At 67.7% G+C, this 23458-nt stretch carries 25 protein-coding genes; 10 read left to right on the top strand and 15 right to left on the bottom strand.

Annotation, left to right across the window (positions count from 1 at the left end; translation table 11 throughout):
• Nucleotides 1-49 precede the first annotated feature (49 nt).
• Nucleotides 50-1003, top strand: a complete 954-nt coding sequence (locus ACQCSY_RS14980; RefSeq protein ID WP_427129957.1) for a carbohydrate kinase family protein — start codon at nt 50-52, stop codon at nt 1001-1003.
• 31 nt (nt 1004-1034) lie between these two features.
• Here ACQCSY_RS14980 and ACQCSY_RS14975 read toward each other — a convergent pair whose 3' ends face one another.
• Nucleotides 1035-1487, bottom strand: coding sequence for an NUDIX hydrolase (locus tag ACQCSY_RS14975; RefSeq protein WP_427129955.1), 453 nt, complete (start codon nt 1485-1487; stop codon nt 1035-1037).
• 74 nt (nt 1488-1561) lie between these two features.
• On the opposite strand from ACQCSY_RS14975, the gene ACQCSY_RS14970 reads away from it, so the two are divergent.
• Nucleotides 1562-2596, top strand: coding sequence for a pirin family protein (locus ACQCSY_RS14970; protein WP_427129953.1), 1035 nt, complete (start codon nt 1562-1564; stop codon nt 2594-2596).
• Nucleotides 2597-2629: 33 nt separating this feature from the next.
• Here ACQCSY_RS14970 and ACQCSY_RS14965 read toward each other — a convergent pair whose 3' ends face one another.
• The gene (locus tag ACQCSY_RS14965) at nt 2630-3601 is read right to left on the bottom strand and encodes an N-acetylglucosamine kinase (protein WP_427129951.1); all 972 of its coding nucleotides are present in this window, start codon (nt 3599-3601) and stop codon (nt 2630-2632) included.
• Between the two features lie 31 nt (nt 3602-3632).
• Between ACQCSY_RS14965 and ACQCSY_RS14960 the strand changes: the two genes are divergently transcribed.
• Entirely contained in the window at nt 3633-4694 is a 1062-nt protein-coding gene (locus ACQCSY_RS14960; RefSeq protein ID WP_427129950.1) for a nitronate monooxygenase, read from the top strand.
• A 110-nt stretch (nt 4695-4804) separates the two neighbouring features.
• Here ACQCSY_RS14960 and ACQCSY_RS14955 read toward each other — a convergent pair whose 3' ends face one another.
• Nucleotides 4805-5800 carry a LysR substrate-binding domain-containing protein gene (locus tag ACQCSY_RS14955; protein ID WP_427129949.1) on the bottom strand — a complete coding sequence of 332 codons (996 nt, stop codon included), beginning with the start codon at nt 5798-5800 and terminating at the stop codon, nt 4805-4807.
• A 139-nt stretch (nt 5801-5939) separates the two neighbouring features.
• Between ACQCSY_RS14955 and ACQCSY_RS14950 the strand changes: the two genes are divergently transcribed.
• Nucleotides 5940-7205, top strand: a complete 1266-nt coding sequence (locus tag ACQCSY_RS14950; protein WP_427129947.1) for an MFS transporter — start codon at nt 5940-5942, stop codon at nt 7203-7205.
• Between the two features lie 61 nt (nt 7206-7266).
• On the opposite strand, the gene ACQCSY_RS14945 is transcribed toward ACQCSY_RS14950, so the two are convergent.
• Nucleotides 7267-8430, bottom strand: a complete 1164-nt coding sequence (locus tag ACQCSY_RS14945; protein WP_427129946.1) for a trans-sulfuration enzyme family protein — start codon at nt 8428-8430, stop codon at nt 7267-7269.
• A gap of 132 nt (nt 8431-8562) precedes the next feature.
• Between ACQCSY_RS14945 and ACQCSY_RS14940 the strand changes: the two genes are divergently transcribed.
• Nucleotides 8563-9069 carry an Lrp/AsnC family transcriptional regulator gene (locus ACQCSY_RS14940; protein ID WP_427129944.1) on the top strand — a complete coding sequence of 169 codons (507 nt, stop codon included), beginning with the start codon at nt 8563-8565 and terminating at the stop codon, nt 9067-9069.
• Nucleotides 9070-9172: 103 nt separating this feature from the next.
• Nucleotides 9173-10013 (top strand): IS5 family transposase gene (locus tag ACQCSY_RS14935; protein ID WP_427135856.1). Its coding sequence is split into 2 segments (ribosomal slippage): nt 9173-9478 and nt 9480-10013, totalling 840 coding nucleotides; the frame shifts between segments, so codons are not numbered across the junction.
• Between the two features lie 22 nt (nt 10014-10035).
• On the opposite strand, the gene ACQCSY_RS14930 is transcribed toward ACQCSY_RS14935, so the two are convergent.
• The 3 genes from ACQCSY_RS14930 to ACQCSY_RS14920 form a co-directional block, all read right to left on the bottom strand.
• Nucleotides 10036-10275 (bottom strand): 2-nitropropane dioxygenase, encoded by a 240-nt coding sequence (locus ACQCSY_RS14930; RefSeq protein ID WP_427129942.1) that lies wholly within the window; start codon nt 10273-10275, stop codon nt 10036-10038.
• 36 nt (nt 10276-10311) lie between these two features.
• Nucleotides 10312-10962, bottom strand: coding sequence for an ArsR/SmtB family transcription factor (locus ACQCSY_RS14925; RefSeq protein ID WP_427129940.1), 651 nt, complete (start codon nt 10960-10962; stop codon nt 10312-10314).
• A 259-nt stretch (nt 10963-11221) separates the two neighbouring features.
• Nucleotides 11222-12475 carry an MFS transporter gene (locus tag ACQCSY_RS14920; protein ID WP_427129938.1) on the bottom strand — a complete coding sequence of 418 codons (1254 nt, stop codon included), beginning with the start codon at nt 12473-12475 and terminating at the stop codon, nt 11222-11224.
• A gap of 175 nt (nt 12476-12650) precedes the next feature.
• Between ACQCSY_RS14920 and ACQCSY_RS14915 the strand changes: the two genes are divergently transcribed.
• The 3 genes from ACQCSY_RS14915 (at nt 12651) to zapE (ending at nt 15018) form a co-directional block, all read left to right on the top strand.
• Nucleotides 12651-13148, top strand: coding sequence for an Lrp/AsnC family transcriptional regulator (locus ACQCSY_RS14915; protein WP_427129936.1), 498 nt, complete (start codon nt 12651-12653; stop codon nt 13146-13148).
• 89 nt (nt 13149-13237) lie between these two features.
• Nucleotides 13238-14233, top strand: a complete 996-nt coding sequence (gene corA, locus ACQCSY_RS14910; RefSeq protein WP_427129935.1) for a magnesium/cobalt transporter CorA — start codon at nt 13238-13240, stop codon at nt 14231-14233.
• A gap of 44 nt (nt 14234-14277) precedes the next feature.
• Nucleotides 14278-15018 carry an AFG1/ZapE family ATPase gene (gene zapE, locus ACQCSY_RS14905; RefSeq protein WP_427129933.1) on the top strand — a complete coding sequence of 247 codons (741 nt, stop codon included), beginning with the start codon at nt 14278-14280 and terminating at the stop codon, nt 15016-15018.
• Between the two features lie 28 nt (nt 15019-15046).
• On the opposite strand, the gene ACQCSY_RS14900 is transcribed toward zapE, so the two are convergent.
• From ACQCSY_RS14900 to ACQCSY_RS14875, 6 genes are all read right to left on the bottom strand, one after another.
• Complete coding sequence (locus ACQCSY_RS14900; RefSeq protein ID WP_427129931.1) at nt 15047-15370, bottom strand: hypothetical protein; 324 nt, start codon at nt 15368-15370, stop codon at nt 15047-15049.
• Nucleotides 15371-15574: 204 nt separating this feature from the next.
• Complete coding sequence (locus ACQCSY_RS14895; RefSeq protein ID WP_427129930.1) at nt 15575-16234, bottom strand: hypothetical protein; 660 nt, start codon at nt 16232-16234, stop codon at nt 15575-15577.
• A gap of 145 nt (nt 16235-16379) precedes the next feature.
• Entirely contained in the window at nt 16380-17972 is a 1593-nt protein-coding gene (locus ACQCSY_RS14890) for an ABC-F family ATP-binding cassette domain-containing protein (RefSeq protein WP_427129929.1), read from the bottom strand.
• A gap of 73 nt (nt 17973-18045) precedes the next feature.
• A complete protein-coding gene (locus ACQCSY_RS14885; protein ID WP_427129927.1) occupies nt 18046-19212 on the bottom strand; it encodes a methyltransferase in 1167 nt (388 codons plus the stop codon).
• A gap of 268 nt (nt 19213-19480) precedes the next feature.
• A complete protein-coding gene (locus tag ACQCSY_RS14880) occupies nt 19481-19948 on the bottom strand; it encodes a GatB/YqeY domain-containing protein (protein ID WP_427129925.1) in 468 nt (155 codons plus the stop codon).
• Nucleotides 19949-20262: 314 nt separating this feature from the next.
• Entirely contained in the window at nt 20263-21048 is a 786-nt protein-coding gene (locus tag ACQCSY_RS14875) for a carbohydrate ABC transporter permease (protein WP_427129923.1), read from the bottom strand.
• Here ACQCSY_RS14875 and ACQCSY_RS14870 point away from each other — a divergent pair.
• On the top strand, nt 21036-21227 hold the full coding sequence (locus tag ACQCSY_RS14870) for a hypothetical protein (protein WP_427129921.1): 192 nt from the start codon (nt 21036-21038) through the stop codon (nt 21225-21227). The two genes, ACQCSY_RS14875 and ACQCSY_RS14870, sit on opposite strands and share 13 nt — an antisense overlap.
• Nucleotides 21228-21388: 161 nt before the next feature.
• On the opposite strand, the gene ACQCSY_RS14865 is transcribed toward ACQCSY_RS14870, so the two are convergent.
• Both ACQCSY_RS14865 and ACQCSY_RS14860 read right to left on the bottom strand, forming a co-directional pair.
• The gene (locus ACQCSY_RS14865; RefSeq protein WP_427129919.1) at nt 21389-22411 is read right to left on the bottom strand and encodes an agmatine deiminase family protein; all 1023 of its coding nucleotides are present in this window, start codon (nt 22409-22411) and stop codon (nt 21389-21391) included.
• The gene (locus ACQCSY_RS14860) at nt 22408-23397 is read right to left on the bottom strand and encodes a nitrilase-related carbon-nitrogen hydrolase (RefSeq protein ID WP_427129917.1); all 990 of its coding nucleotides are present in this window, start codon (nt 23395-23397) and stop codon (nt 22408-22410) included. Before ACQCSY_RS14860 ends, ACQCSY_RS14865 begins: the two co-directional genes overlap by 4 nt.
• Between the last annotated feature and the right edge of the window lie 61 nt (nt 23398-23458).

Genomic DNA, 23458 nt, shown 5'->3' with positions numbered 1-23458 from the left:
GTCCGCGGGCCTGCAACAGGCCCGCGGACGGCTCCACGAAAGGCACCACATGCTCAAGACCGACCAAGGCGGCACTCATACAAGAACGACCGACGTCATCATCATCGGTGAAGCGCTGATCGATGTCGTCACCTCTTCAGAAGGCACCGTCGAGCACCCGGGCGGATCGCCGGCGAACGTCGCCTACGGGCTCGGACGGCTCGGCATCAGCACCGCTCTTCTGACCTCGATCGGTGGCGATGACCGCGGCCTCGCAATCGAGACGCACCTCCGCAGCGCCGGCGTCGAACTCCTGCCCGGATCCTGGACCTCAGGCCGCACGGCCTCCGCCACCGCCACGCTCGGCGCCAACGGATCCGCCACCTATGATTTCGACATCACCTGGGACCTGCAGCCGGTCGCTCCCGCTTACCTTCCCAAAGTGCTCCACACCGGGTCCATCGCGACTTTCCTCGCGCCGGGAGCCGGCGCGGTCAAGTCGCTGCTTGAGCAGGCGCACCGCGAGTGCATGGTCACCTACGACCCCAACATCCGGCCGGCGCTCCTCGGCAGCCATGCCGAAGCCAAGTCCACCTTTGAGGAGCTGGTCCATCTCACGGACGTGGTCAAGCTCAGCGATGAGGACGCACAGTGGCTCTACCCTGGAAAGCAGCTGGAGGACACCGCCGCGCGGGTCCTCGAGCTGGGCGCCGCTCTAGCCGTGATCACCAAAGGTTCCGAGGGTTCGTTGCTGTCCACGACAGCCACGCAGATACTCGTCCCGTCAGTGAAGTCGGTGGTGGCCGACACCATCGGAGCCGGCGATTCGTACATGGCGGCCCTGATCTACGGGCTACTGGCACGGGGAACCGACGGGCTCGCGCCGTCGGTTCTGGAGGCGCTGGGGCGCGCGGCATCGAAGGCAGCAGCCATCACGGTCCGCCGGCCCGGCGCCAATCCCCCGACCTCCGAGGAGCTGCACGCGGACCTTCAGGAAGACCAGCCCCAGTCCTACGTCGCCTAAATCCACCCGGTAAGACGGTTGATCCAGTGGTTCAGGCAAGTTTTCCGTCCACGGGCCGTTCGCGGTAGAGCCGGAGGCCGGCGTCCACCAACGAGACCCGGTTCAGCTCCGCCACTTCTTCGAGCGGAACCCAGGCCGCGTGGGTGGTGCTCCCGTTCACCTCGTGGCGCAGTTCCCCGCCGGTAACCCTCGCCTCATAGACAAGCCGCAGCGACTGGAAGTCCCGTTCCCCGCCGTCGAGCCGAATTTCGGCGGGCCAGTGCCCGACGTCGATGCCCAACATGGCGCCGACCTCCGCGTCGTATCCGGTTTCCTCGTAGATCTCCCGGCGGCACCCGTCCACTGGGTGCTCCGCCAGGTCCAGGCCGCCGCCGGGCAGGGTCCAGCCTTCACGGCCGTCCTGCTTCCAGTACGCCAGCAGGATGTCGCCGTCGCGGATGATGACGGCGTAGGCGGCCGGACGGGTATCGAATTGCATGCTCATCGGTCCAGCGTAGCGGCGTGAATGCGGCTGGCCGAGACCTGCCGCACGGCACGGTTCCGTCGTAGAGTCTGACTGTGACCAACCTTGAAGTCCGCCCGATGGAAGAAGTCTGCCCCCCGGCCTCCGCCGACACCGCCGGGCCGTGCCTGCAGCTGTGGCCGGCGCGGGAGGTGCCCCTGGGCGGCGTCCGCGCCATGAACGTGTCCCGGACGCTGCCGCAGCGTGGACTGCCCACGGTGGGCGCCTGGTGCTTCCTGGACAGCTTCGGCCCGGCCCGCGTGGCCATGTCCGTGCTCCCGCACCCGCACACCGGCTTGCAGACGGTCACCTGGCCGCTCCTGGGCAGCATCAGGCACCGCGACAGCGTGGGCAGCGACGTGATCGTCCGCCCGGGCGAGCTGAACATCATGACCGCCGGCCGGGGCGTCTCGCACTCCGAATTCGCGGTGCTACCGGCGCAGGGCGACGGCGGTCCGGACGAAGGGTCCCAGGAGCTTCCGCTGCAGCGCGGACTCCAGCTGTGGGTGGCCCTGCCCGACGCCGAGCGGCACCGGGCTCCCGCCTTCGAACAGTACCTGGACCTGCCGCGGCTCAGCGGGCCGGGCTTCACGGCCACCGTGATGGTTGGCAGCCTCGCCGGGGCAACCTCACCGGCCACCACCTACTCCCCCATCGTGGGGGCCGACGTGAGCTGCAGCGGCCAACTGAGCCTGCCCTTGAACCCCGACTTCGAGCACGCCGTGCTGCTGCTCGACGGCGGCCTGACGCTGGACGGCCAGGCGGTGCCGCCCGGGCCCCTGGGCTACCTCGGATCCGGCCGCAGCACCCTGGACCTTGCCGCGTCGCCGGGCACCCGGTTTGTCCTGCTGGGCGGGGAACCCTTCGAGGAAGAACTGCTCATGTGGTGGAACTTCGTGGGCCGCACACACGCCGAGGTGGAGCAGGCCCGCCTTGACTGGGAAGCACAGGCGGAGCTTTCCGACGCCGAGGCAGCGGCCGCGCGGTTCGGGCTCATCCACGGGCACGGCCCCGACGCGGGCGCCGAGGCCGGCCGCATCCCCGCCCCGCCCCTGCCAGGCGTCCAGCTGAGGCCGCGGAGCAGGTACTGACAGGCTCCCGCCGGCGGTTTGTACGCGGGCGGCTCAGCCCTGCTCGGCCTGCTCGGCCACGAGCTGGAGCACCCCGAAGACCGGCTCCTGCTCCAGGACGCGGACATCGCGGATGCCGGCAGCGGCCAGGGTCGCACGGAACGATTCCTGCAGCCGCGGCACGTTCATGCCCAAGCCGCCGCCCAGGATCACCGGGCCGTCAATGCCCACCTGCCGGACGGTCTGCTCCGCCAGTCCTGCCAGATCGCGTCCGGCCTGGCCCACGAGTTCCTGGCTCGGGGCGTGGCCGGCGTCGGCGGCCTCGACCACGAGCCGGGCCTGCTGAGCCCAGAACCGGCGCCCGGTGCTGGCGGAGTGGAAGAGTGCGATCAGCTTGTTCGGGTGGTCCACCCCGCACGAGGCCAGCAGGGCGGTGGTGAGTTCGTCAGGTTCCAGCCCCTGGTTCATCCGGCGCAGGCTGTGGCGGACGGCCTCGCGGCCCAGCCAGTAGCCGCTGCCTTCGTCGCCGAGGAGGTAGCCCCAGCCGCCGGCCCGTGCCTCCGCGCCGAGGGCGTTCCGGCCCCAGGCGGCCGAGCCGGTGCCGCCGATCACGGCGACGCCGGTGCTGGCGCCGCCCGCTGCGAGCAGCAGCCGTGAATCGTGGACCACTGTGATCCTGGCGCCCGGGACGTGCGGTGCGATCAGCGCGGCGAGCGCCGCGGCGTCGTCGTCAGTGTCGATGCCGCCGGCTCCCGCGTAGACCTGGGCGACCGCTCCCCCGCCGATCCGGGCAAAGAGCTCCGTCAGGTGTCGGGCCGCTTCCTCACGGCTGACGTTCTGGACGTTGGAGCTGCCGACCGATTCGTCGGCCACGGCTGTCCCGTCCTCGAACCGGACGCCGCGGGTCTTGGTCCCGCCGATGTCGAGACCGATCACGGCGCCGCCCGCCGTCCCCCCGACCGTGTCTGCCGTCCGGGAGGAAGATGGAACGGAGTCCGCCGCCGGCGGGTTGTCAGTGTTAGTCACACGAACAGACTACTGAATCAAGGAGCCAGCAATGCCTCACGACCTCTTCGGCACCCTCATCATCGCGGCACCCATGGCCGGCGGGACCTCCACGCCCGCCTTCGTCCAAGCCGTGCACAACGCGGGAGGGCTGGGCTTCCTCGCCGCCGGCTACAAGAGTGTGCCGGCCATGCAGGCGGAAATCCGCAGCACCCGGGCGTCCGGGGCGCGCTTCGGCATGAACGTGTTCGTCCCGGACCCGGCGCAGCTGGCTCCGTCCCCGGCGGTGCGGGCGCAGCTGGAGGACTACCGCTCCCGGCTGCGGGCCGACGCCGGGCGTTACGGCGTGGAGCTCCCGGCACTGCGGCTGGACGACGACGATGAGTGGCAGGGCAAGATCGACGCCCTGCTGGAAGATCCGGTGGAACTGGTCAGTTTCGCCTTCGGACTCCCGGGGCCGGACGTCGTGCGCGCCCTGCATCGTGCGGGGTCCTCCGTGATCGCCACCGTCACCACCCCGGCCGAAGCCCGGCAGGCCGCCGAGCAGAGTGTGGACGCCCTGGTGGTCCAGCACGCGAGCGGCGGCGGGCACAGCGCGGCCTTCCTGCCGGTCCCGCCGTCCGGATCACATGGGCCGGGGTCACAGCAGCCGGGGTCACAGCAGCCGGACACGACGGCGGAGCTGCTCGCCCGGGTGCGGTCCGCCGTCGAACTCCCCCTGGTGGCCGCCGGCGGCATCATGGATCCGGCCGGGCTGGAGGCCGTGCTGGCCGCCGGAGCACAGGCGGCCCAGCTGGGCACGGCGTTCTTGCGCTCCGACGAGAGCGGCGCCCGCCAGCTGCACAAGGACGCCCTGGCCAGTGCGCATTTCATCCGGACCCGGCTCACGCGCGCGTTCACCGGACGGCAGGCGCGGGCCCTTGAGAATGAATTCGTCCGGGACCATCCCGAGGCGCCGGAGGCCTACCCTGCCGTCCACCACCTGACAGCTCCCCTCCGAGCGGCAGCTGCTGCCGCCGGCGATGCGGAGCGCCTGAACCTCTGGGCGGGCACGGGCTGGCAGCAGGCACAGGCCGGCCCGGTGGCGGCCATCGTGGAGCGGCTGCTGGGCTGACGGGGTGAGCAACCGGCTCGAGGTATCCGTCCCGGCTCACCGTATCCACGCCGCGAGTCCGTACGGCAGCCACGAGCGGACGGACTCGGCCACGGCTGGCCGGGAGAAGCTCAGTTCCCGGAGCGTTCGCGCACAAATCCGGCCAGCAGGGCCGGCCCCTCGCTGAGGACGAGTTCGCGGAACAGCCGCACCGGGTCCGGCTCGGTGTCCGCTCCGCCGCGGAGTTCCCGCCAGGCGAGGCCGATCTCGCGAAAGGCAAGGGCGGAATCCAGCGGGATCTCCACCCAGCCAAGGTCGCCCTGCCGCGCGGGCGCGTGCGGCGTCTGGCGACGGCCGGGCGCCATGCCCCCGGGCGGCAGGATGCTCACCCCCAGCCCGGCCGAGACGAGTCCGCGGACGGTGTGCGAATCCTGGCTTTCGAAGGCGATGCGGGGCCGGAATCCGGCCTCCCGGAACAACGCATCGGTCAGCGAGCGCATGCCGTAGCCTGGGCCCAGGGCCACGAAGTGATCCTGCCGGATGTCCGCCAGCCGGGCGCGCTTCCTCATGGCCAGGGGGTGCCCGTGATGCACCACGAGGCGCAGCGGTTCCCGATACAGGGCGGCCGAGCCAATGGTCCGGCTCGGCACCGCGACGGGGGCCGTCAGGGCCAGGTCCGCGGCACCGGCGGCCAGCTCGGCCAGGCAGCCGTCCCTGGCTCCCTGGCTGAGGTCGAACGCTGTCTGCGGATGCCGGCTCCGGAAGGAGCTGATCAGCAGCGGGAGCGTAGCCTCCCCGAGGGTGTGCTGGAAGGAGACCGCGATCCGGCCGCGGACCACCTCCGACTCGTGCCGGACAAGGTCCAGCCCGGTCTGGAACTCGCCCAGGGCGGCATCGATGTGGGGCAGGAGCGCCTTCGCCGCGGGAGTCAGCCGCACCCCGCGGCCGTCGCGGATCAGCAGTTCGGTGCCCACGATTGCGCTGGCCCGCGCGATCGCCCGGCTGACGGTCGACTGCGGCAGGCCCAGCACGTCGGCGGTCTCGGTGATGTGCTCGGTACGCCCGAGTTCGGCCAGCAGCGGCAGGAGCGGCAGCAGCTGGACCAGTTGTTTGTGTTCCACATCCATGACCAGGCCCTCCGTCCCTTCTTCCGAGAATGACCGCTTCGAGTATCACCGCTCCAAATTTGACTGTTCCAAATTCGCTATTGATTCTATGGGAATCATGCATTGGAAGCATGCCTTGGCGAGGATCTACCCTGAGAGAATGCCACGCTTACCTACGCCGCCTGGCGCCGCCCGCAGCCTCGAGCCGGTCCCCAAGCCCGCCCAGGCGTGGGCGGGGCACGCGAAGGGGTCCGGTGCCTACGGCAGGATCCTCGCCGGACTCGCGTTCGCCGGCGTCGCGACCTTCGCCCAGCTCTACTCCACCCAGGCGGTGCTGCCGATCCTGGCCGCGGACCTGCGCGTCACGGCGGCCGAGGCGGCGCTGACCATCTCCCTGGCCACCGTGGGACTGGCCGTGACGGTCCTCCCCTGGTCCTTCCTGGCCGACCGGATCGGCCGGGTCCGGGCCATGATGTGGGGCATGTCCGCCGCAACCATCCTGGGCCTGCTGGTCCCCCTGGCCTCCAGCTTCGCCCTGCTCCTGGGCCTGCGGATGCTGGAGGGGATGGCACTGGGCGGCATCCCGGCCATCGCCATCGCCTACCTCAACGAAGAGGTCAACAAGGCCCACGCCGCCCTCGCCGCCCTCGCCGCCGGAAGCTACGTCGCGGGAACCACCCTGGGCGGGCTCGCCGGTCGCCTCGTGGCCGGACCGGTCGGCGAACTGTGGGGATGGCGGGCCGCAGCCCTGGCCGTCTCGGTCCTCGCCACCGCGGCGGCGGTCCTGTTCCTGGTCCTCGTGCCGCCGGCGCGGGGGTTCACGGCGGCGGCGGCAAGCGGCTTCCGCGTGGCGCTCCGGACGTTGTCCGGCCACGCACGGATCCCGCGGCTGCTGGCCCTGTACGTCCAGGCGTTCCTGCTGATGGGCGGCTTCGTGGCGGTCTACAACTACCTCGGGTTCCGGCTGTCCGGGGAACCCTTCAGCCTGCCGGCCACGGCCATCAGCCTGATCTTCCTGGCCTACCTCGCCGGAACGGTCTCGGCCCGCTGGGCCGCCGGGCTGACCCTGCGGTTCGGCCGGCGCACTGTCCTGATCTGCGGAACGGTCCTGATGGCGGGCGGCCTCGCACTGACGCTCACCCAGCTTCTGGCACTTATCCTGCTGGGCCTGCTCTTGTTCACCGGCGGCTTCTTCGCGGCTCACAGCATCGGCTCCGGCTGGACCGGGGTGATCGCCACCACCGGCCGGGCCCAGGCGGCCTCGCTCTACAACCTCGCCTACTACCTGGGTTCCAGCGTCATCGGCTGGGCCGGCGGCCTGGTCTTCCAGTCGCTCGGCTGGACAGCCCTCGCCCTGACAGTCATCGGGCTGGCGTGCACGACGGCGGTGATCACCGCCGTCGTGCATCCCGCCACCGGTTCCTAGGGCAGCCCTGCCCGCCCCTGCGGCAGCGGCCGCCGGAGCCTAGGCGGACGAGAAACTGGCGCTAGCGGGTGGCCTCGATCGCCTGCACGAGATCGGCCACGATGTCGGCCGGATCCTCCAGCCCCACCGAGACGCGCAGCAGGCTGGCGTGCGGCTTGGCCTCGGCGGCGACCGGGCGGTGGGTGAGACCGGCCGGGTGCTGGATGAGGGTGTCGATGCCGCCGAGCGAGACGGCGTGCGTGATCATGCTGACGGCGGACGGGATCCGCTCCGCGTGTTCCGCGCTGGCGAGGTCGAACGCCATGAGGGAGCCGGGGCCGGACATCTGCGTGCCGATGAGGCCCAGCGGATCGCACTCCGCCAGGCCCGGGTAGTAGACACGCTCCACCAGCCCGTGTTCTGCCAGGGCCACGGCGACCTTCTCGGCGCTGGCCTGCTGTGCGCGCACCCGCACCGGCAGTGTAGCCAGTCCGCGGTGCAGCAGGTACGCCGGCCACGGGGTCAGGATCCCGCCGGTGACGGCCCGGATCTGACGCAGCCGGGTGGCCCATTCGGGGGCCGCGGCCACCACGCCGCCCATGGCGTCGCCGTGGCCGCCAAGGAACTTCGTGGCGCTGTGCATCACCATGGCGGCGCCGTGTTTGAAGGGCTGCTGCAGCACCGGGCTGGCGAAGGTGTTGTCCACCAGGAGCGGCACGCCGTCGGCCGCGGCAGCCACGCGGGCGATATCGACCAGCTCCAGGCTGGGGTTGGCCGGCGTCTCCAGGATCACCAGGCCGGTGTCGGGCCTGAGTGCGGCGTGGACGCCTTCGGGCGTCGTGTACGTGACCTCGTTGCCCAGCACACCGCTGGCGAGCAGGTAGTCGCTGCCGCCGTAGAGGGGCCGCACCGCCACCACGTGCCTCTTGCCCGCAGCCACCACCGCGAGGAGCACCGCGCTCAGCGCCGCCATCCCGGTGGCAAAGGCCACGGCCTCGGGCGTGCCTTCGAGGACGGCGACGCCCTCCTCGAAGCGGGCCACGGTGGGGTTCCACAGCCGCTGGTAGACGGTGCTCTGGCCCTCCACATGTGTTCCGCCCGTGGCCATGTGCTCGTACGCCAGGCCGCCGTCGTGCACCGAGGGAAGCGGCGCCGTGGTGGAGAGATCGATGGGCACGGCGTGCACGCCCAGCTCCGCGAGTCCGTTCCGGCCGGCGTGGACAGCCAGCGAGTCTTGAGAAAGCACCTTGCTCCTTATGAATATTCGCCATTGAATTCCGTAAGTATCTGGCAATAATTCGGGGTTTTGTAGTGCCTCTGAATGGAACTGTCGGATTATGCCGTTTATGATGAACTGACAACACTTCAAGGAGGATCCGTGAGCAGCAGTGCGAAGAATATTCGGCCGGGAGCGGGTGCCGGCGAGCCGCTGGACGCTATCGACGAGCGCCTGCTCGCGGCCCTCGTGGCGGATGCCCGCATCTCGAACAAGCAGCTGGCAGAACTAGTGGGCATCGCCCCGTCCACGGCCCTGATGCGCACCCGGGCGCTCTCCGAGCGCGGGATCATCCAGGGGTTCGAGGCGAAGCTCAGCCTGTCCGCCATCGGACGCTCGGTCCAGGCCCTCATCGCCGTCAGGCTCCGCGCCCACGACCGCGAGCAGATCGACCGTTTCACGGCCAGGGTCCCCAAGCTCCCGGCGGTGCTCTCGACCTTCCACACCTCCGGTTCGGTGGACTATCTGCTGCACATCGCCGTGGCGACCACCGAAGACCTGCGCGACTGGGTGCTGGACAACCTGGCAACGGACCCCGTGGTGGGCCACACGGAAACCACCCTGGTGTTCGACCACATCCAGGGGAACCACGGGCCGCTGCCGGACTAGGGCGTGTCTCCTAATGCTGGGGGTGGCTTTTTGGCAAAATTGAGTGGTGAGTTCGCGTTATGCCTTGTTGTCCGATGCCCAGTGGGAGTTCATTGCCCCGTTGATGCCTGATTCGTCGGGGAAACCGGGGCGGCCGTTCAATGACCACCGGTTGATGACAGAGGGCATCATCTACCGCTACCGGGCAGGTATCCCGTGGCGGGATCTCCCTTCCCATTTCGGGTCGTGGAAGACCGTGTGGAAGCACCACCGCCGCAACAGCGCCAGCGGGACCTGGGACAGGGTGCTGGCTGCGCTGTTGACCCGTGCCGACGCACAAGGGCTGATCAACTGGGAGGTGTCGGTGGACTCCACGGTCAACCGTGCCCACCAGCACGGCACGAACCTTCCCCGCCACACAGGGGGACCTCTCGAATTACAGGAATCTGCTTGATGAGCCGGATGATCATGCCGTCGGACGCTCCCGCGGCGGCCTGACCACGAAGATCCATGCCCTGGTTGACGGCAACATGCGCCCCTTGGTCCTGCTCCTGGGGCCCGGGCAGGGCGGGGACTCGCCCATGTTTGAAAACCTCATGGATGCCCTGAAGGTCGAACGGGAAGGTCCCGGCCGGCCCCGCAGCCGCCCGGACCGGGCCATGGCTGACAAGGCCTACTCATCCAAAGCGATCAGGAGCTACCTGCGCGGGCGTGGCATTGAATGCGTCATCCCCGAAAAGGACGACCAGAAAGCCAACCGGAAACGCAGGGGCTCCTCCGGAGGACGGCCCGTCACCTACGACAAGGACGCGTACAAGCGGCGCAATGTCGTCGAACGCAGTTTCAACACCCTCAAGCAATGGCGCTCCCTGGCCACTCGCTACGAATTGGCCCTCACCTACCGCTCAGCGGCCGTTCTGCACGCCGTCGTCATCTGGAGCACACGATTAGGAGACACGCCCTAGGGCTGGTTCCGGTCCTCCCGCCCTAGTACCAGCCGTACAGACCGGAGTGGGCCGCACCCAGAGCGTCACTTCGAAGGACGCTGAGTTCATCCCTGCGGCGGATTGCTGCCCGCCGCTGCTCCGCCCAGCCGTCCGGGACAGCGCGGCGCCGCTCAGCCCAGCGCAGCAGGGTGGTGCCCAGACGCGCTGCTGCCGATTCGACGAGGGACGGCCGGCGGCACGCGCGGCTTGAGTCAGGGCATGGAACTGAGATGGTGCTCATGGCTCGTTCCCTTCAGGGCTAACTTGTGTGAACTGTCTACTTTCCGTGAACTGTCTTCTTGCGGGTGCGGGGGCTACCCGTTGACGCGGGCACGCCGAGGATGGGGAAGGCGTTGAAGTGCAGTTGCACCGGGCGGGCGCCTTCCTGCTCCCCCTCGGCGCGGATTTCCTGCAGCAGGCTCAGGGCGTGCGCTTCCATGGCGCGGGCGTAGCGTCCCAGCTGTTCGGCGTTCATACGCGCGTTCGACGTGACGATGGAGGCGGCGTTCAGCCATTCCGCGTCGAGGTCGTCAGCACCGTGAGTCATGAACCCCGCCAGTGCCGCCTGGCGTCCGTGCTCGAACTCGCGGGTGACAAGCCGCGAGGCCTCCTCCGTGGCCGGCGAGGTGGCCAGCTCCCGCGAAGTGATCTGGAGGGCGCCCGGCTGGCGCTCCCACCAGCGTTCGCGAGCCGTGCCTTCGCCCTCGACTTCGCGGACGAAGTCATGCTTGGCAAGCTGCCGCAGGTGATAGCTCGTGGACCCGCTCGACTCGTTAAGCAACTCCCCCAGGCTGCTCGCCGTCTGCGCCCCGTAGCGGGACAGCATCTCCAGGATCTTCACCCGCACGGGATGGGCGAGGGCCTTCAGCGAGACGGTGTCCACCTGGCGGATAGGGTACGAGCCCCCGGTCCCGGATGTGTTGTCCATGCGGCCAGACTACGCTTGCAAAGAAATCTTTGCAACGGTTTCTTTGCAAGCATTTCTTTGCAAACGTGGCCCTGCAAGACTCCGGCAAGGGACGACGCCGGAACCCGGCGCCCGGCGTCAGGGCCGGCATAACGCCCGGCGTCAGGGCCGGCGCCCGGCGTCAGGGCCGGCGTAACGCCCGGCGTCAGGGCCGGCGTAACGCCCGGCGTCAGGGCCGGCGTCACGCCCGGCGTCGGATCCCGGCGTCGGGCACCTGGCATCAGGCCGCGTGCTGGAGGGGCGATCGCAGCACCGCGCGGAGGGTGACGGCGGCCAGGGCGATCGACGCAGCCGCGCACAGCACGACGAAGCCGGCCACGGCCGTCTGCAGGCCAAGCATCCCGGTCGCGAACCCGAGGCCGATCACGGGCAGCGCACTGCCGAGGTACGTGATGACGTAGACGGTGCTGATGATCTGGGCGTGGCGTGAGGCCTCAACCCTTCCGGCAACGTCGTTGAAGACCGTCTGGAAAGACACACCCTGGCCCACTCCGGCGGTGATACTGGCCAGGATCAGCAGCCACGGGCTGCTCCAGGCGGCGGCCGCGGCGATCAGCAGCACGGACACGCCCAGCACGGCGAGACCGGCGGGCACCACGAAGCGCCCCCGCACGGCCAGCAGCTGGCTCAAGGCGGAGGACGCGAGCGTCAGTCCGGCGAGCAGGCCGATCAGCGGCCGTGAATCGGCATGGACGATCTGCGCGAAGTAGCCCGGCGCGAGGGAGAGGCAGAAGCCGAAGACGGTGAAGCTCAGGAACCCCACCGAGGAGGCCAGCCAGAAGGCGCCGCGCGCATCACTGGAAATCGACGGCCGTCGCGGCGCCAGGACCCGCAGCGGCTGGGGGCCCGCGTGCAGGCTGATGGCGGGGCGGGCCTTGAGCAGGTACAGCGGGACCAGCACGGCGGCCAGGACGAAGGAGTGCAGGTAGTACGGCGTGGACGTGGGCCCGGGCAGGAGCGAGAGCACTCCCCCGATGGCCGGCCCGGCAGCCACCCCGCCCGCCGAGGCCAGGAGGGTGAACCGCGAGGCCCATTCCGGGCGGGTCGGCAGCAGTTCGCGCAGCGCGGCGGAGCTGGCTCCGGTGGCCAGCGCCACGGCGATGCCCTGCAGGGCCCGCCCGGCGGAGAGTGCCAGCAGGCTGTCCGCGGTGGCGAAGACGAAGCCGCCGGCGAGTCCCACCAGCACCGCCAGCACCAGGGCAGCGCGGCGTCCGATGTGGTCCGACCAGTGGCCGGCAAGGACGAGGGTGGCCACGAGCGCCAGGACATAGGCCGAGAAGGCAACCGTGACGTCCAGCGCCGTGATGCCGAGTTTCGCCTGCAGCAGCGGGTACAGCGGCGTCGCGAGATTCGCGCCGACCAGCAGCGTGAAGATCACGACGCCGGCCATCACCAGCCGGGCCGTGGTGGAAGCATCCCAGCCCCAGCGGTCAGCTGTGGCCGGACGCATGCGAAGTTCGCTGAAGACTGTCATGTCCGTGCCCTTGCGTGGTCTCGGACCGCGCTTTCCCTGTTGTGGGGGAACCGCCCGGCCCGTTGAAGATTGATTCCTACAGAATGCAGCATCAGTGATCTATCAGTCGAAGTTCTGTGCCAAAATTGAGCAAAACAGTCATTCTTGGGCTGTCAATATGAACCGGAGTGATGATTTGAACAGTCTGGACCCCACCGACCTGAAGATCCTGCTGGAATTGATCCGGGATCCGCGGATCCAGATCGGCGAACTCAGCGACACGCTGGGCATCGCACGGAATACGGCGCAGTCACGGGTCCGGCGCATGCTGCGCTCAGGTTTGCTGCACGACGGCGGGCGGGAGATCGACCTCGAGGCGGTGGGCTACGACGTCGTCGCCTTCGTGACGATCGAGGTGAACCACCGGGAACTCGACGGCGTAGTGGGCGCCCTGCGCCTGATCGCGCAGGTCCTGGAAGTCCACGAGATCTCCGGACGCGGCGACGTCTGGTGCCGCGTGGTGGCGACGGATACTCACAACCTCCAGGGGGCCCTGCGGTCCATCCTCAGGATCAAGGGCGTGATTCGCACGGAAACCGTGCTGGCCCTCCACACGCACATCCAGTACCGCACGGAACCGCTCATCAGCCGCCTGGCCCAGGGCAGCGCCCTGGCCCCCGGCCGGTCGAAGTGATGCTCGGCGGCTGACGCCCTGCCCACGGCGGCCGGCACGTTCCGGAGGTCCTGCGGCCGAACCGCTCCGGGAGACGCCATAATTGCCCGGTGACTATCATCGACAACGCCGTCTACGTTGACGGCATCCGCGGCGCCGAACCGCAGAGCCTCGAGCAGACGTTTGAAACCCTGACTCAGCGCGGCGGCATGGCCTGGATCGGGCTCTACCGGCCGACGGAAGACGAAATGGCAGCCGTCGCGGCCGAATTCGGCCTGCACGCCCTGGCCGTGGAAGACGCGATCTCCGCACATCAGCGCCCCAAGCTGGAACGCTACGACGACAACCTCTTCACCGTGCTGCGGCCCGCCAGGTACCTGGACGAGACCGAGACCGTGGAATTCGGCGAGCTGCACGTCTTCACGGGCCGGAACTTCGTGGTCACCGTCCGGCACGCCGAGACGGGCGTCGTCGGGCAGGTGCGGCGTCGGCTGGAAGGCCGTCCGGACCTCCTCTCCCACGGCCCCGAGTCGGTCTTGTACGCGCTCATGGACCAGGTGGTGGATGACTACGGTCCCGTGGTGGCCGGGCTGGAGAACGACATCGACGAGATCGAGGACCAGCTCTTCAGCGGCGACCCGAGGGTCTCCCGGCGGATCTATGAGCTCGCCCGGGAAGTCATCCAGTTCCAGCGGGCCATCCACCCGCTCCCTGCCATGATGCAGAGGCTCCGGCGGGGCTTCGAGAAATACGACGTCGACACGGATCTGCAGCACAACCTCCGCGACGTCGAGGACCACGTGGAGCGGCTGATCTCGCGCGCCGACTCCTTCCGGGACCTGCTGCAGAACGCACTCACCCTCGACGGTACGCTGACGGCCAACCGCCAGAATGAGGCCAGCGCCCAGCAGAATGAGCAGGTCAAGAAGATCTCTTCCTGGGCCGCCATTTTCTTCGCGCCGTCCTTCGTGGCGGGCGTCTACGGCATGAACTTTGACCACATGCCGGAACTGCACTGGTCGCTCGGCTACCCGATGGCGATCGGCCTCATGGCCGCCACAGCGGCCCTGATGTACGGAATCTTCAAGAAAAAGGGCTGGCTCTAGCCGCCTTCCGGAACTCGCCAGGCTGTAAGAGTGAAACCGACGGCATGTTCATGGCACGCCTGCTCAAGACTGCTGCTGCCGCCCTGAATGTCACGCTGGCCGTGACGTCGAACTACGCCCCGGAGCAGCTCCTGCCGAACCCGTTGTGGCACGAGCATTTCGTGCCGACAATCGCTGTCATCCGAGAGATGATGGAGATCGTGGAGATCAAAGGGCCAACCGACTTCCGGCGCACCCCAGCCCCGGACTCAGCAGCGGATCCCGGCCGCGCTGCCTTCCTGCGCGGCCGCATCATCAGCCCCGGGACTGCCCGCCAGCTCGGCGCCTTCGGCCTGTTCCCGCCGTCGCCCTCCCAGCAGCGCGAGCTGACCCCGACCACCCAGACGATCACGGCCAAAAGCGCCGACGCCGGCCTGCTGTGGAGCAGTTACGCCGAACTGTGTGCGGGGCTGACCTCGACGTCGGATTACCTTGCCTTGGCGAAGCAATACCGCACCTGGGTGATCGACGGAGTGCCCTCCCCCGGCGCGGGGTCGACTGCGCCAGGGGCTGCCGGCGCGGCAACGGCTGGGGCCTGGCAGCGGTTCAGCAACGTGCTGGACGTGCTGTACGACGAGGACATTACGCTGATCCTCGTGGGTTCAGGGCCGATGGACTGGGACGAGGCCGGTCTGTCCGGACGGCCGATGCCAGTTGACACGGCCCGGATCACCAGCCGGCTGTCGCTGCTGGGGTGGGTCGAATCGGCCGGGGAGCTTACCGCTGAGGAAATTTCCGGCAGCTAGTTGCGTCCCGGCACGGTGGGTGCCGGTCCTAGCCGGAGGATCGCCGGTTCCGCGCCAAGGCCACCAGCCAGGTGAAGGCCAGGACAAAGACCGCCTCGATCAGCACCATGAGCCCGAGCATCAGCCACTGTCCGTTGCCGATGAACACAATGGACCCGATGAGCACCAGGAGGGTTCCGAGGGCCAGGGCATAGACGGCGAATCCGAAGGCCACCCGTGCGCTGCGCACACCCGTGCGGAAGCCGAAGCCCTGGGGCTCACCTCCGGGGTATCCGGCGACGCGGTCCGGGCCAGCGGGCTTGAGCCTGTCAAACTCCTCCCACGGGTCCCGGTCCTGATCCTGTTCTGTCATACTCCCATTATCCCGCGAATCTGGCGGGCCGCGCGGTGCCCGGGAGCCTGTGGTCACATTTGCGGGCCGCCCCGCGTCAACCAAGTACCGGCCGCACCGGGGTCAGCGGCACCTGCCCGGGGGCTTCACCTCGGCGCCGCCGTCGCCGTCGGAGGCAGGGGCCCCGAACCGGGCAACGGTCCGGGGCCCCCTGGCGGATCCGTCCTACTTGCTGTGACGGTGCTCGCCGGAGTCGCCGTGCTCCTTGGACTTTGCGTCGTGTGAGCCCGCGGCCTCAGCGTGTTCGTCGCGGTGCTCAGCGGCGTTTTCCTGGCCCGCGGCACGGTGCTCTTCAGCGTTCTGGTGCGCCCCTTCGCTGTTTCCGTTCGACTCGTGGGCTGCACCGGACCCCGGCGCCTCGGCCGGATCCTGCTCATCCTGCCCGGCGGGCGCAGCCGGTTCGCTCGGCTCGGCCGGATCCTGCTCATCCTGCCCGGCGGGCGCAGCCGGATCGCTCGGCGCAGCCGACTCCTGCTCATCCTGCCCGGCAGACTCGGGCGGATCACTCGCATCGGCCGGTTCGCTCGGCTCGGCCGATTCCTGCTCATCCTGCCCGGCAGACTCGGCCGGTTCGCTCGCATCGGCCGGTTCGCTCGGCTCGGCCGATTCCTGCTCATCCTGCCCGGCAGACTCGGCCGGTTCGCTCGGCTCCGAGGTCGCCGTGTCGGTCGGCGTCACTGCGGACTCCTGGTCGGATGGGATTGCGGTAGCAGTCGTGGCTGCGGCTGCGGCTGCGCCTGCACCGCCGGTGATGACGACGGATGCAACAACTACTGCTTTACCGGTGGTGCCCAGCGCACCGAGCCAGCCGAAGATTCCTGCCATGACAGTGTCCTTTCGATGAGGGATGAAACCGATGCCTGCCCCAAAAAGCAATCGAGCGTCACCCTACACGGGGGAAACCAACACCTTTTGTCACTTCGACCACTTCCGCCACATCCTGAGCAAATACTGACCAAATGCTGAGCTTCTAGGCGGCGCGCACGTCGATTTCACCCGGTTCCGCGCCGTCGCCGCCGAAGACGAGGTGCCTGTTGGCGATTTTCTCGCTGAAGAAGCGGTCGTGGCTGACCACCACCACGGCCCCGGGGAAGTGAAGCAACGCCCGCTCCATCACCTGGGTGCTGGACATGTCCAGATGGTTGGTCGGCTCGTCCAGCAGGAGCACCGAGGCGCCGGACAGCAGGCACTGCGCCATGGCGACACGCGCCTTCTGCCCGCCCGAGAGGTTCCCGATTTTCTGCTTGAGGTCGGCCTCGGAGAACTGGAACATCGCGAGGAACCTGTTGACGGACTTCTTGGTGGCGCTGAAGGCCAGGCTGTCCGGCAGCGCGTTGACCGCATGGGACACCGTGTCGCCGTCGTCGAGGTCCTCAAGCATCTGGTTGTACGAGACAAAACCAGGCCCCTTGGCCCAGGCCACGTCGCCGGAATCCGCTTGCTCCTGGCCCGTCAGCACCTTCAGCAGCGTGGACTTGCCGGTGCCGTTGGAGCCCAGGACCACAATGCGGTTGCCCCGGCGGATCTCAAAGCTCAGGCCGTCGAACAGCACCTTTTCGCCGTAGGACTTGCCCAGCCCCTCTACCCGGCATAGCACATCCTTCACGTGCAGTCCGCCGTAGATTTCCGTGACGATCTGGTCCACGGGCCGGGGCGTGCGGGACTTCTTGATCTTGGCCAGTTGGTTCCCGAGCCCGCGGCTGGCGGCCTTGGCAGCTTCGCGGCGGTCGGAGATGCCCTCGGCCTCAAAGGCCAGTAGCTCGGACTCGTGCACAAACTGCGACTCGAGCGTCTTGAGGCGGAACTGCTTCTGCACCACGTACTCGGCAAAGTTGCCCGGGTATTCGTGCAGATGGAAGTTCTCCACCTCGATGATCCGGGTGACGACGGCGTCGAGGAACTTCCTGTCGTGCGAGACGATGATCGCCGCGCCGCGGAAGTCCCGGAACCAACCCTCGAGCCATTCGACGCCGGCCACGTCCAGGAAGTTGGTGGGCTCGTCCAGCAGCAGCACGTCCGGGCCTTCGAGCAGGATCTTGGCCAGGGCGGCACGGTTCCGCCAGCCGCCGGACAACTCATCGATCGCACAGGCACGGTGGGCTTCGTTGAACCCCAATGTGGTCAGGACGGTGTCGATGCGTCGGCCGTAGTCCCAGCCGTCGAGGCGATCCATGTCCTCGAACAGTTGGGCCTGGCGCCGGATCAGCCGGTCAAGTTCCGAGCCGGCGGGGTCTTCGGCGATGCAGGCGTCGATGGCCGCAAGTTCTGCTTCGATGGCCTTGATCTCGACGAACAATGCGTCGAGCACTTCCAGGATGGTGGCCTCGCCGTTGAGCTCGGAGAACTGGGAGAAGTACCCGACCCTGGTCCCGAGTTCCATGCTGACGGTTCCGGTGTCCGGTGCCACCTGGTCGAGGATCAGCTTCAGAATTGTCGTCTTCCCGGAGCCGTTCTTGCCGATGAGGCCGACCCTGTCGCCGGGTTCGAGACGGAAGAACGCCTCACGCAGGATCTGTGTGTTGTCGAAACGGACGCTGACGTCTTGCAGCCGGATCAGGCTCATCGGTGTTTCTCTCTCGGGTCGGGGGCTTGGGGGCCCGGAACGGCATTGTGTGTGTTGCGGGTGAAGCTTGGGACTAACGTGGAACGAGCCGCCACAGGGAGGTGACCTCGGCCGTGCGGGCCTCGAACAGAGGATCGTTGCGGTCGGATGCTTTCGGATGCGTTGGCTTGGTGTCGAGCCGTTCCATCACCTTCAGCCCAGCCGACTCGATGGCGCACAGCAGATCGTCACGGGACCGCAGTCCAAGGTGCTCGGCCAGATCCGAGAGGACGAGCCACCCCTCGCCTCCCGGCTCCAAATGGTCGGAGAGCTCGTTCAAGAAGCGGAACAGCATCCGGCTGCCAGGGTCGTAGACGGCGCTGTCCAGGGAGGAATGCGGCGTGGCCGGAATCCACGGCGGGTTGCACACGATGAGCGGTGCGCGTCCGGGCGGGAACATGTCGGTCAGGACGGCCTCGGCACGGTCCTGGACACCGAGGTTCCGGAAATTCTCGGCGGCGCAGACGATGGCACGCGGTTCATTGTCCGTCGCTACCACGCGGTGGACGCCACGGCGGGCGAGGACGGCGGCAAGCACCCCGGTGCCAGTTCCGACGTCGAACGCCAGCGTGTCAGATGGCAGCGCCGCGGCGGCCACGAGGTCTACATACTCGCTCCGGGTCGGGAAGAACGTGCCATAGTGCGGGTGGATGCGGCCGTGTAAGGCATCCACGTAGACACCGTTCCTTCGCCACTCGTGCGCGCCGATTGCCCCCACAAGCTCATGCAGTGACACAATCGAAGGTTCGCCGATTGCACCGTACGCCTCTGCGACAGTGTCCTGAATATCCGGTGACCGCCGCAGCGGCACCACCGGGCCCGGATTAAGGGGAATCAGCAGCAGGCCAAGAACGCGTGCACGGTGCGAGCGGGACTGGCGATACCGATAGAACTCATCGGCCGGCGAGCCGGCGACCTTCTTCTTTCCGACGCCCACCCGACGATCCATGGCGTTGAGGATCTGCCGCGCATTGTGGAAGTCACCATGCCAGAGCATCGCGATACCCTGCGACGCCATCCGGTTCGCCTCATCGGCCGTGAGGGAATCGTCAACCACTTCGACGCGAGTCGGCGCCGGTCTGCCGTTCGCCGAACGCCACCGGGCCGTCATGCTGTCGCCAGCCTCGGCCCAGGTCACGAAGGCGCGCTCGTCCGCCGTGGCCATGCGCGGGGGCTTGAGGACCGACGTCGGGATTCCCAAGGGGGCTGGCGCGTCGGTATTGATAAAAGTCCATTCCCAGAGTCCGAGGGGCGGATCGGAGACTGACGTTTGCGGCGGAGATTCCGCGACGCCCAAAGATACGGCCCAAGACTCCGGACAGTCGTCCGGCCGCGAACCGAGCTTGATCCATGGCCGATAGTGCCATTCAACCACGTTCTCAGGATACAGGTCAGCGATGGGCGCCATCCGCCACGCGGCCAGGGCAGGCAGGTTCCGGGCCGCACACGATCTGTCAGTGCGCGATCTGTCAGGGCGCGAGGCGGTTGCGCACGACCTCGCTGACAGCCTTGCCGTCGAAGCGTCCGGCGATCCTGGCTGTGACCGGCTTCATCACGGCGCCCAGCTGCCGGATCGACAGCTCGGCGCCGTCGGCCTTCAGGGCCTCGATGGTCTCGTCGACGATGGCTTCCACCTCGGCCGCAGTAAGCGCCTTCGGCAGGTACGCCTCGATGATCTCGGCTTCGGCGATTTCCGCTGCGGCGCGCTCGGCCTCCCCCGCCTCCGTGTAGATGCGGGCGGTGTCGCGGCGCTTCGCGGCTTCCTTTTGCAGCAGGGACGTCACCTGGGCGTCGTCCAGCACGATCGGCGTCTTGCCGGACTTCTCGCGTGTCTCGATTTCGCCCAGGACGTTGCGCACCGTGGTGAGGGCAACCTTGTTGCGGTCCTTCATGTGGCTGACGACGTCAGCGTGCAGGCGTTCTTTCAGGGTGGTCATGGTTCTCCTCGTCTCACTTGACAGGATATCGGGATAGTCAGCCGATGTGCGCGACGGTGCCACGTACTGACCGGTATGGATGCCCTCCACCCCGCCACCTGGCGTGCCGTGCGTGACACGCCATCAATTCCACAGTCCGGACTTCGGAGAGCGGACGTACGTAACAGTCATCCGCCCGCTTTCCCTCTGACCAGGTGCAGTCGGGGATGCTCTCGCAGTCGAAGGCCCAAGGAGTGTCTGGGCTGGATGTGTAGGCAGCCACGACGGTTCGTCGCGACCTCAAAGGTACCGCTGATTCCGCCCTTCTAGCGCGCCTATTTGCCCACTCCCCCGGCCAGCCCGCGGACGAAGTACCGCTGGCAGACAAAGAAGAGGATCACCATCGGAAGGGCCGCCATGGCCATGCCGGCAAACACCAGGGGGTACTGGGTGCCATTTTTGGACATCAGGTCCGCGAGGCCCACGGGGAGCGTCTGCAGCCCGGTTCCACTGGTGAAGACCATGGCGAACAAGTACTCGTTCCAGTTTGTGAGGACGTTCAGGACAACGGTGGTAATGATGATGGGCCGACTCATCGGCAGGGTGATCCGCCAGAAAGTGGCCGCCTTGGACGCTCCATCGATGGAGGCCGCCTCGTCGACTTCCATCGGGAGGTCCATCATGTAGGCACGCATGAGAAACACAGTGAACGGGATGCGGAAGGCCGTATACAAGATCAGCAAGCCGAAAAACGTGTTGTACAGCCCTAGGCCTTGAAACATCTTCACCAGGGGAACCAGTGCGACGGTTGGTGCGAGCATCAGGCCTGCCAGGATGAGCACGGTGAACGTACGGTTCAGGGGTATCCGGATGCGGGTGAGCCCGTACGCCGCCCAAACACTGATCGCTTCTGTGAGGAATGTCGCGAGAACGGTCAATGAGACGCTCGTGAGGACGAAGCCGCCGACGCCTTGCTGCCACGCGGCCGCGAAGTTCTCCCAGCCGAAATGTGCAGGCAGGGCGAAGGGGTTGCCGAAGACTTCGGCGTTGGTCTTAAACCCGTTCAGGACCATCCAGAACAGCGGGTACAGCACGACGGCGGTCAGGGGTGCAGCCAGCATGGGTCGCCAAGCACCCTGCGCATCGGTTCGGACACCTGATCTACGCCGCTGATGCCCCGAGTACAGCGCACGTGGTCTCTCTGGCGAGGTCCCGCAACGCGGGCTGGGTCTATGTCACCGATCAGAGCGACGGCGTGATGTGGACCCGGCTGCCGGTGCCCTGGCCGAACCCGCTCTGACGATCTCCCAGAGGCCAGATGCAACCGCCGAATCAGCGCCCAATCCTCCACTGTGATCACCCGTCCAATCGTTCGGAACAGGTGGCTCAGTTTTCAACCGTCACAATGGCTCAGTTTTCGACCGTCACTGACACGGCCCGGAGCGATGCCGACTGTCACGTTCAGATGCTTGACGGTTGATGCTGGGTGATGCAATGGATGCCGCCGCCCCGGGCGAAGATGGCGCGGGCATCGACCATCACCACCTTGCGGCCCGGATAGGCCTGCTCCAGGATCCGCCGGGCTCCCGCATCCGCCGGATCATCGAAACTGCATGCGATGACGCCGTCGTTGACCACCAAATGGTTGATGTAGCTGTAATCAACCCAATCGAGCTCGTCGCGCAGCGTGTCCGGGGCGGGCACCTCCACAATGTCCCAAGTACGGCCCTGCGCGTCCCGGGTCCCGGCCAGCATGGCGATGATGTCAGCGGTGATCCGGAAGTCCGGGTGCGATTCATTGCGTTGGGAGTGGACCAGCAGCACGCCGGGTGAGGGAATGGCAGCCACGATGTCCACGTGCCCCCGGGTTCCGAATTCCTGCGTGTCACGAGTCAGCCCGCGCGGCAGCCAGATGACATGCGTGGCGCCGATGGTGCGGGCCAGCTCGGCTTCGACGTCCGCCTTGGTCAGGTCCGGGTTCCGGAACGGATCCAATTGCACCGTCTCCGTGACCAGGACCGTGCCCAGTCCGTCCACCTGGATCCCGCCACCTTCGTTGACCAGCGGGCTGTCCAGCAGCTCCGCCCCTGCCTGCCGCACAACTTCCCCACCGATCGCGGAATCCTTTCCCCAACTGGCCCAGTCCTGCTGCCCCCAGCCGTTGAAGACCCAGTCCACCCCACCCAGCCGGCCGTCGTCGTCGGTCACAAACGACGGCCCGATGTCCCGCATCCAGGCGTCGTCAAGCGGCGATTCAACCAGCTCAATGTCAGCCGCAAGATATGTCCGCGCGACGGCCACGTCAGGCGGGTCCACCACCATGGTGACCGGCTCGAATTGCGCCACGGCGTGCGCCACAGCCGCCCACGCCGTGCGGGCTTCGTGGGTTTGCTCCGCGGAGTTCCCTATCGAAGAACGCTCCGGCGGAAATGCCATCCAGACCCTTTCCTGGCGGGCCGTTTCGCTGGGCATCATCCAGCTCATGGCTGGGCCGTCAGCTGCCTGGCGGATACCGCGCCGTACGGGCGGTCGACGTCGACGTCCGTGGTGAGCTCGCCGTAGGTGTCGGGGCGGCGCGTGGTCAGGAACGGGAACAGGTCCAGCCAGTCCTTGCGCTGGTCCAGGTCAAGATCGGCCACCAGGACGGCTTCCTGGTCCCGCGGCGCCTGAACCAGGACTCGGCCGTACGGATCGGAGATGAACGACGAACCGTAGAAGGTGATGTCGCCTTCGTCGCCCGTCCGGTTGGGGACCACCATGAATGTGCCGTTCGTGATGCCATGGCCGGTGATCACGTGCTGCCACAGCGGCTGATGGTCGAACCCGGGGAAGCTCGGCTCCGAGCCGATCGCTGTGGGGTAAACCAGAATCTCCGCGCCTGCCAGGGAATACAACCGGGCGACCTCCGGGAACCATTCGTCCCAGCAGGTGGGGAGCCCGACGGCGGCCCCGTCCATTTCCGCAGGACGGTACACGGGGTAGGCGTCGCCGGCCGGACCGGCGCGGAAGTACGTGTCCTCGTAGTATCCGGCACTGACCGGAATGTGGGTCTTGCGGGTGCGTGCCAGCAGCTCGCCCTGAGGCGAGACGAGGATAGCAGTGTTGAAGCCCAGACCGTCGTTTCCGTCGGACCGCTCGTAGAGGGAGGCGTGGACACAGACTCCGTGGATCCGGGCCGCGTTTGCGGCGAAGTCAAAGGTGGGACCGTTGAGCAGATCCTCTGCATTCTGGGCGGGGTTGCTCCCGGCCCGGACGTTGGCCGGATATTTGGAAAGCGTCAGTTCAGGGAGGAACACGGCCCGGGCTCCGGCGTCGGCGGCTTTGCCGATTGCCTCGATCAGCACCGGCTTCAGCTCGGCGGCGTTCTCCCGCCAGTGGTGCTGGACCAGTGCCACGCGGAGGGGCCGGCGGCTGCTGTCCTCGCTCCGGGCGAAGGAGACGGGCGGTTCGGTGTTGGCAATGATGTCCATGGTGTTGCTTCCTAACGGGACCCTGCGGGTCCTGGCATAATCGCGGAAATCCGTCGAAATC

The sequence above is a fragment of the Pseudarthrobacter sp. S9 genome, assembly GCF_050156545.1.
In the GTDB taxonomy this organism is placed as follows: domain Bacteria; phylum Actinomycetota; class Actinomycetes; order Actinomycetales; family Micrococcaceae; genus Arthrobacter.
The sequence above is the reverse complement of the archived record's forward strand: the minus strand, read 5'-3'. Positions and strand labels throughout refer to the sequence as shown.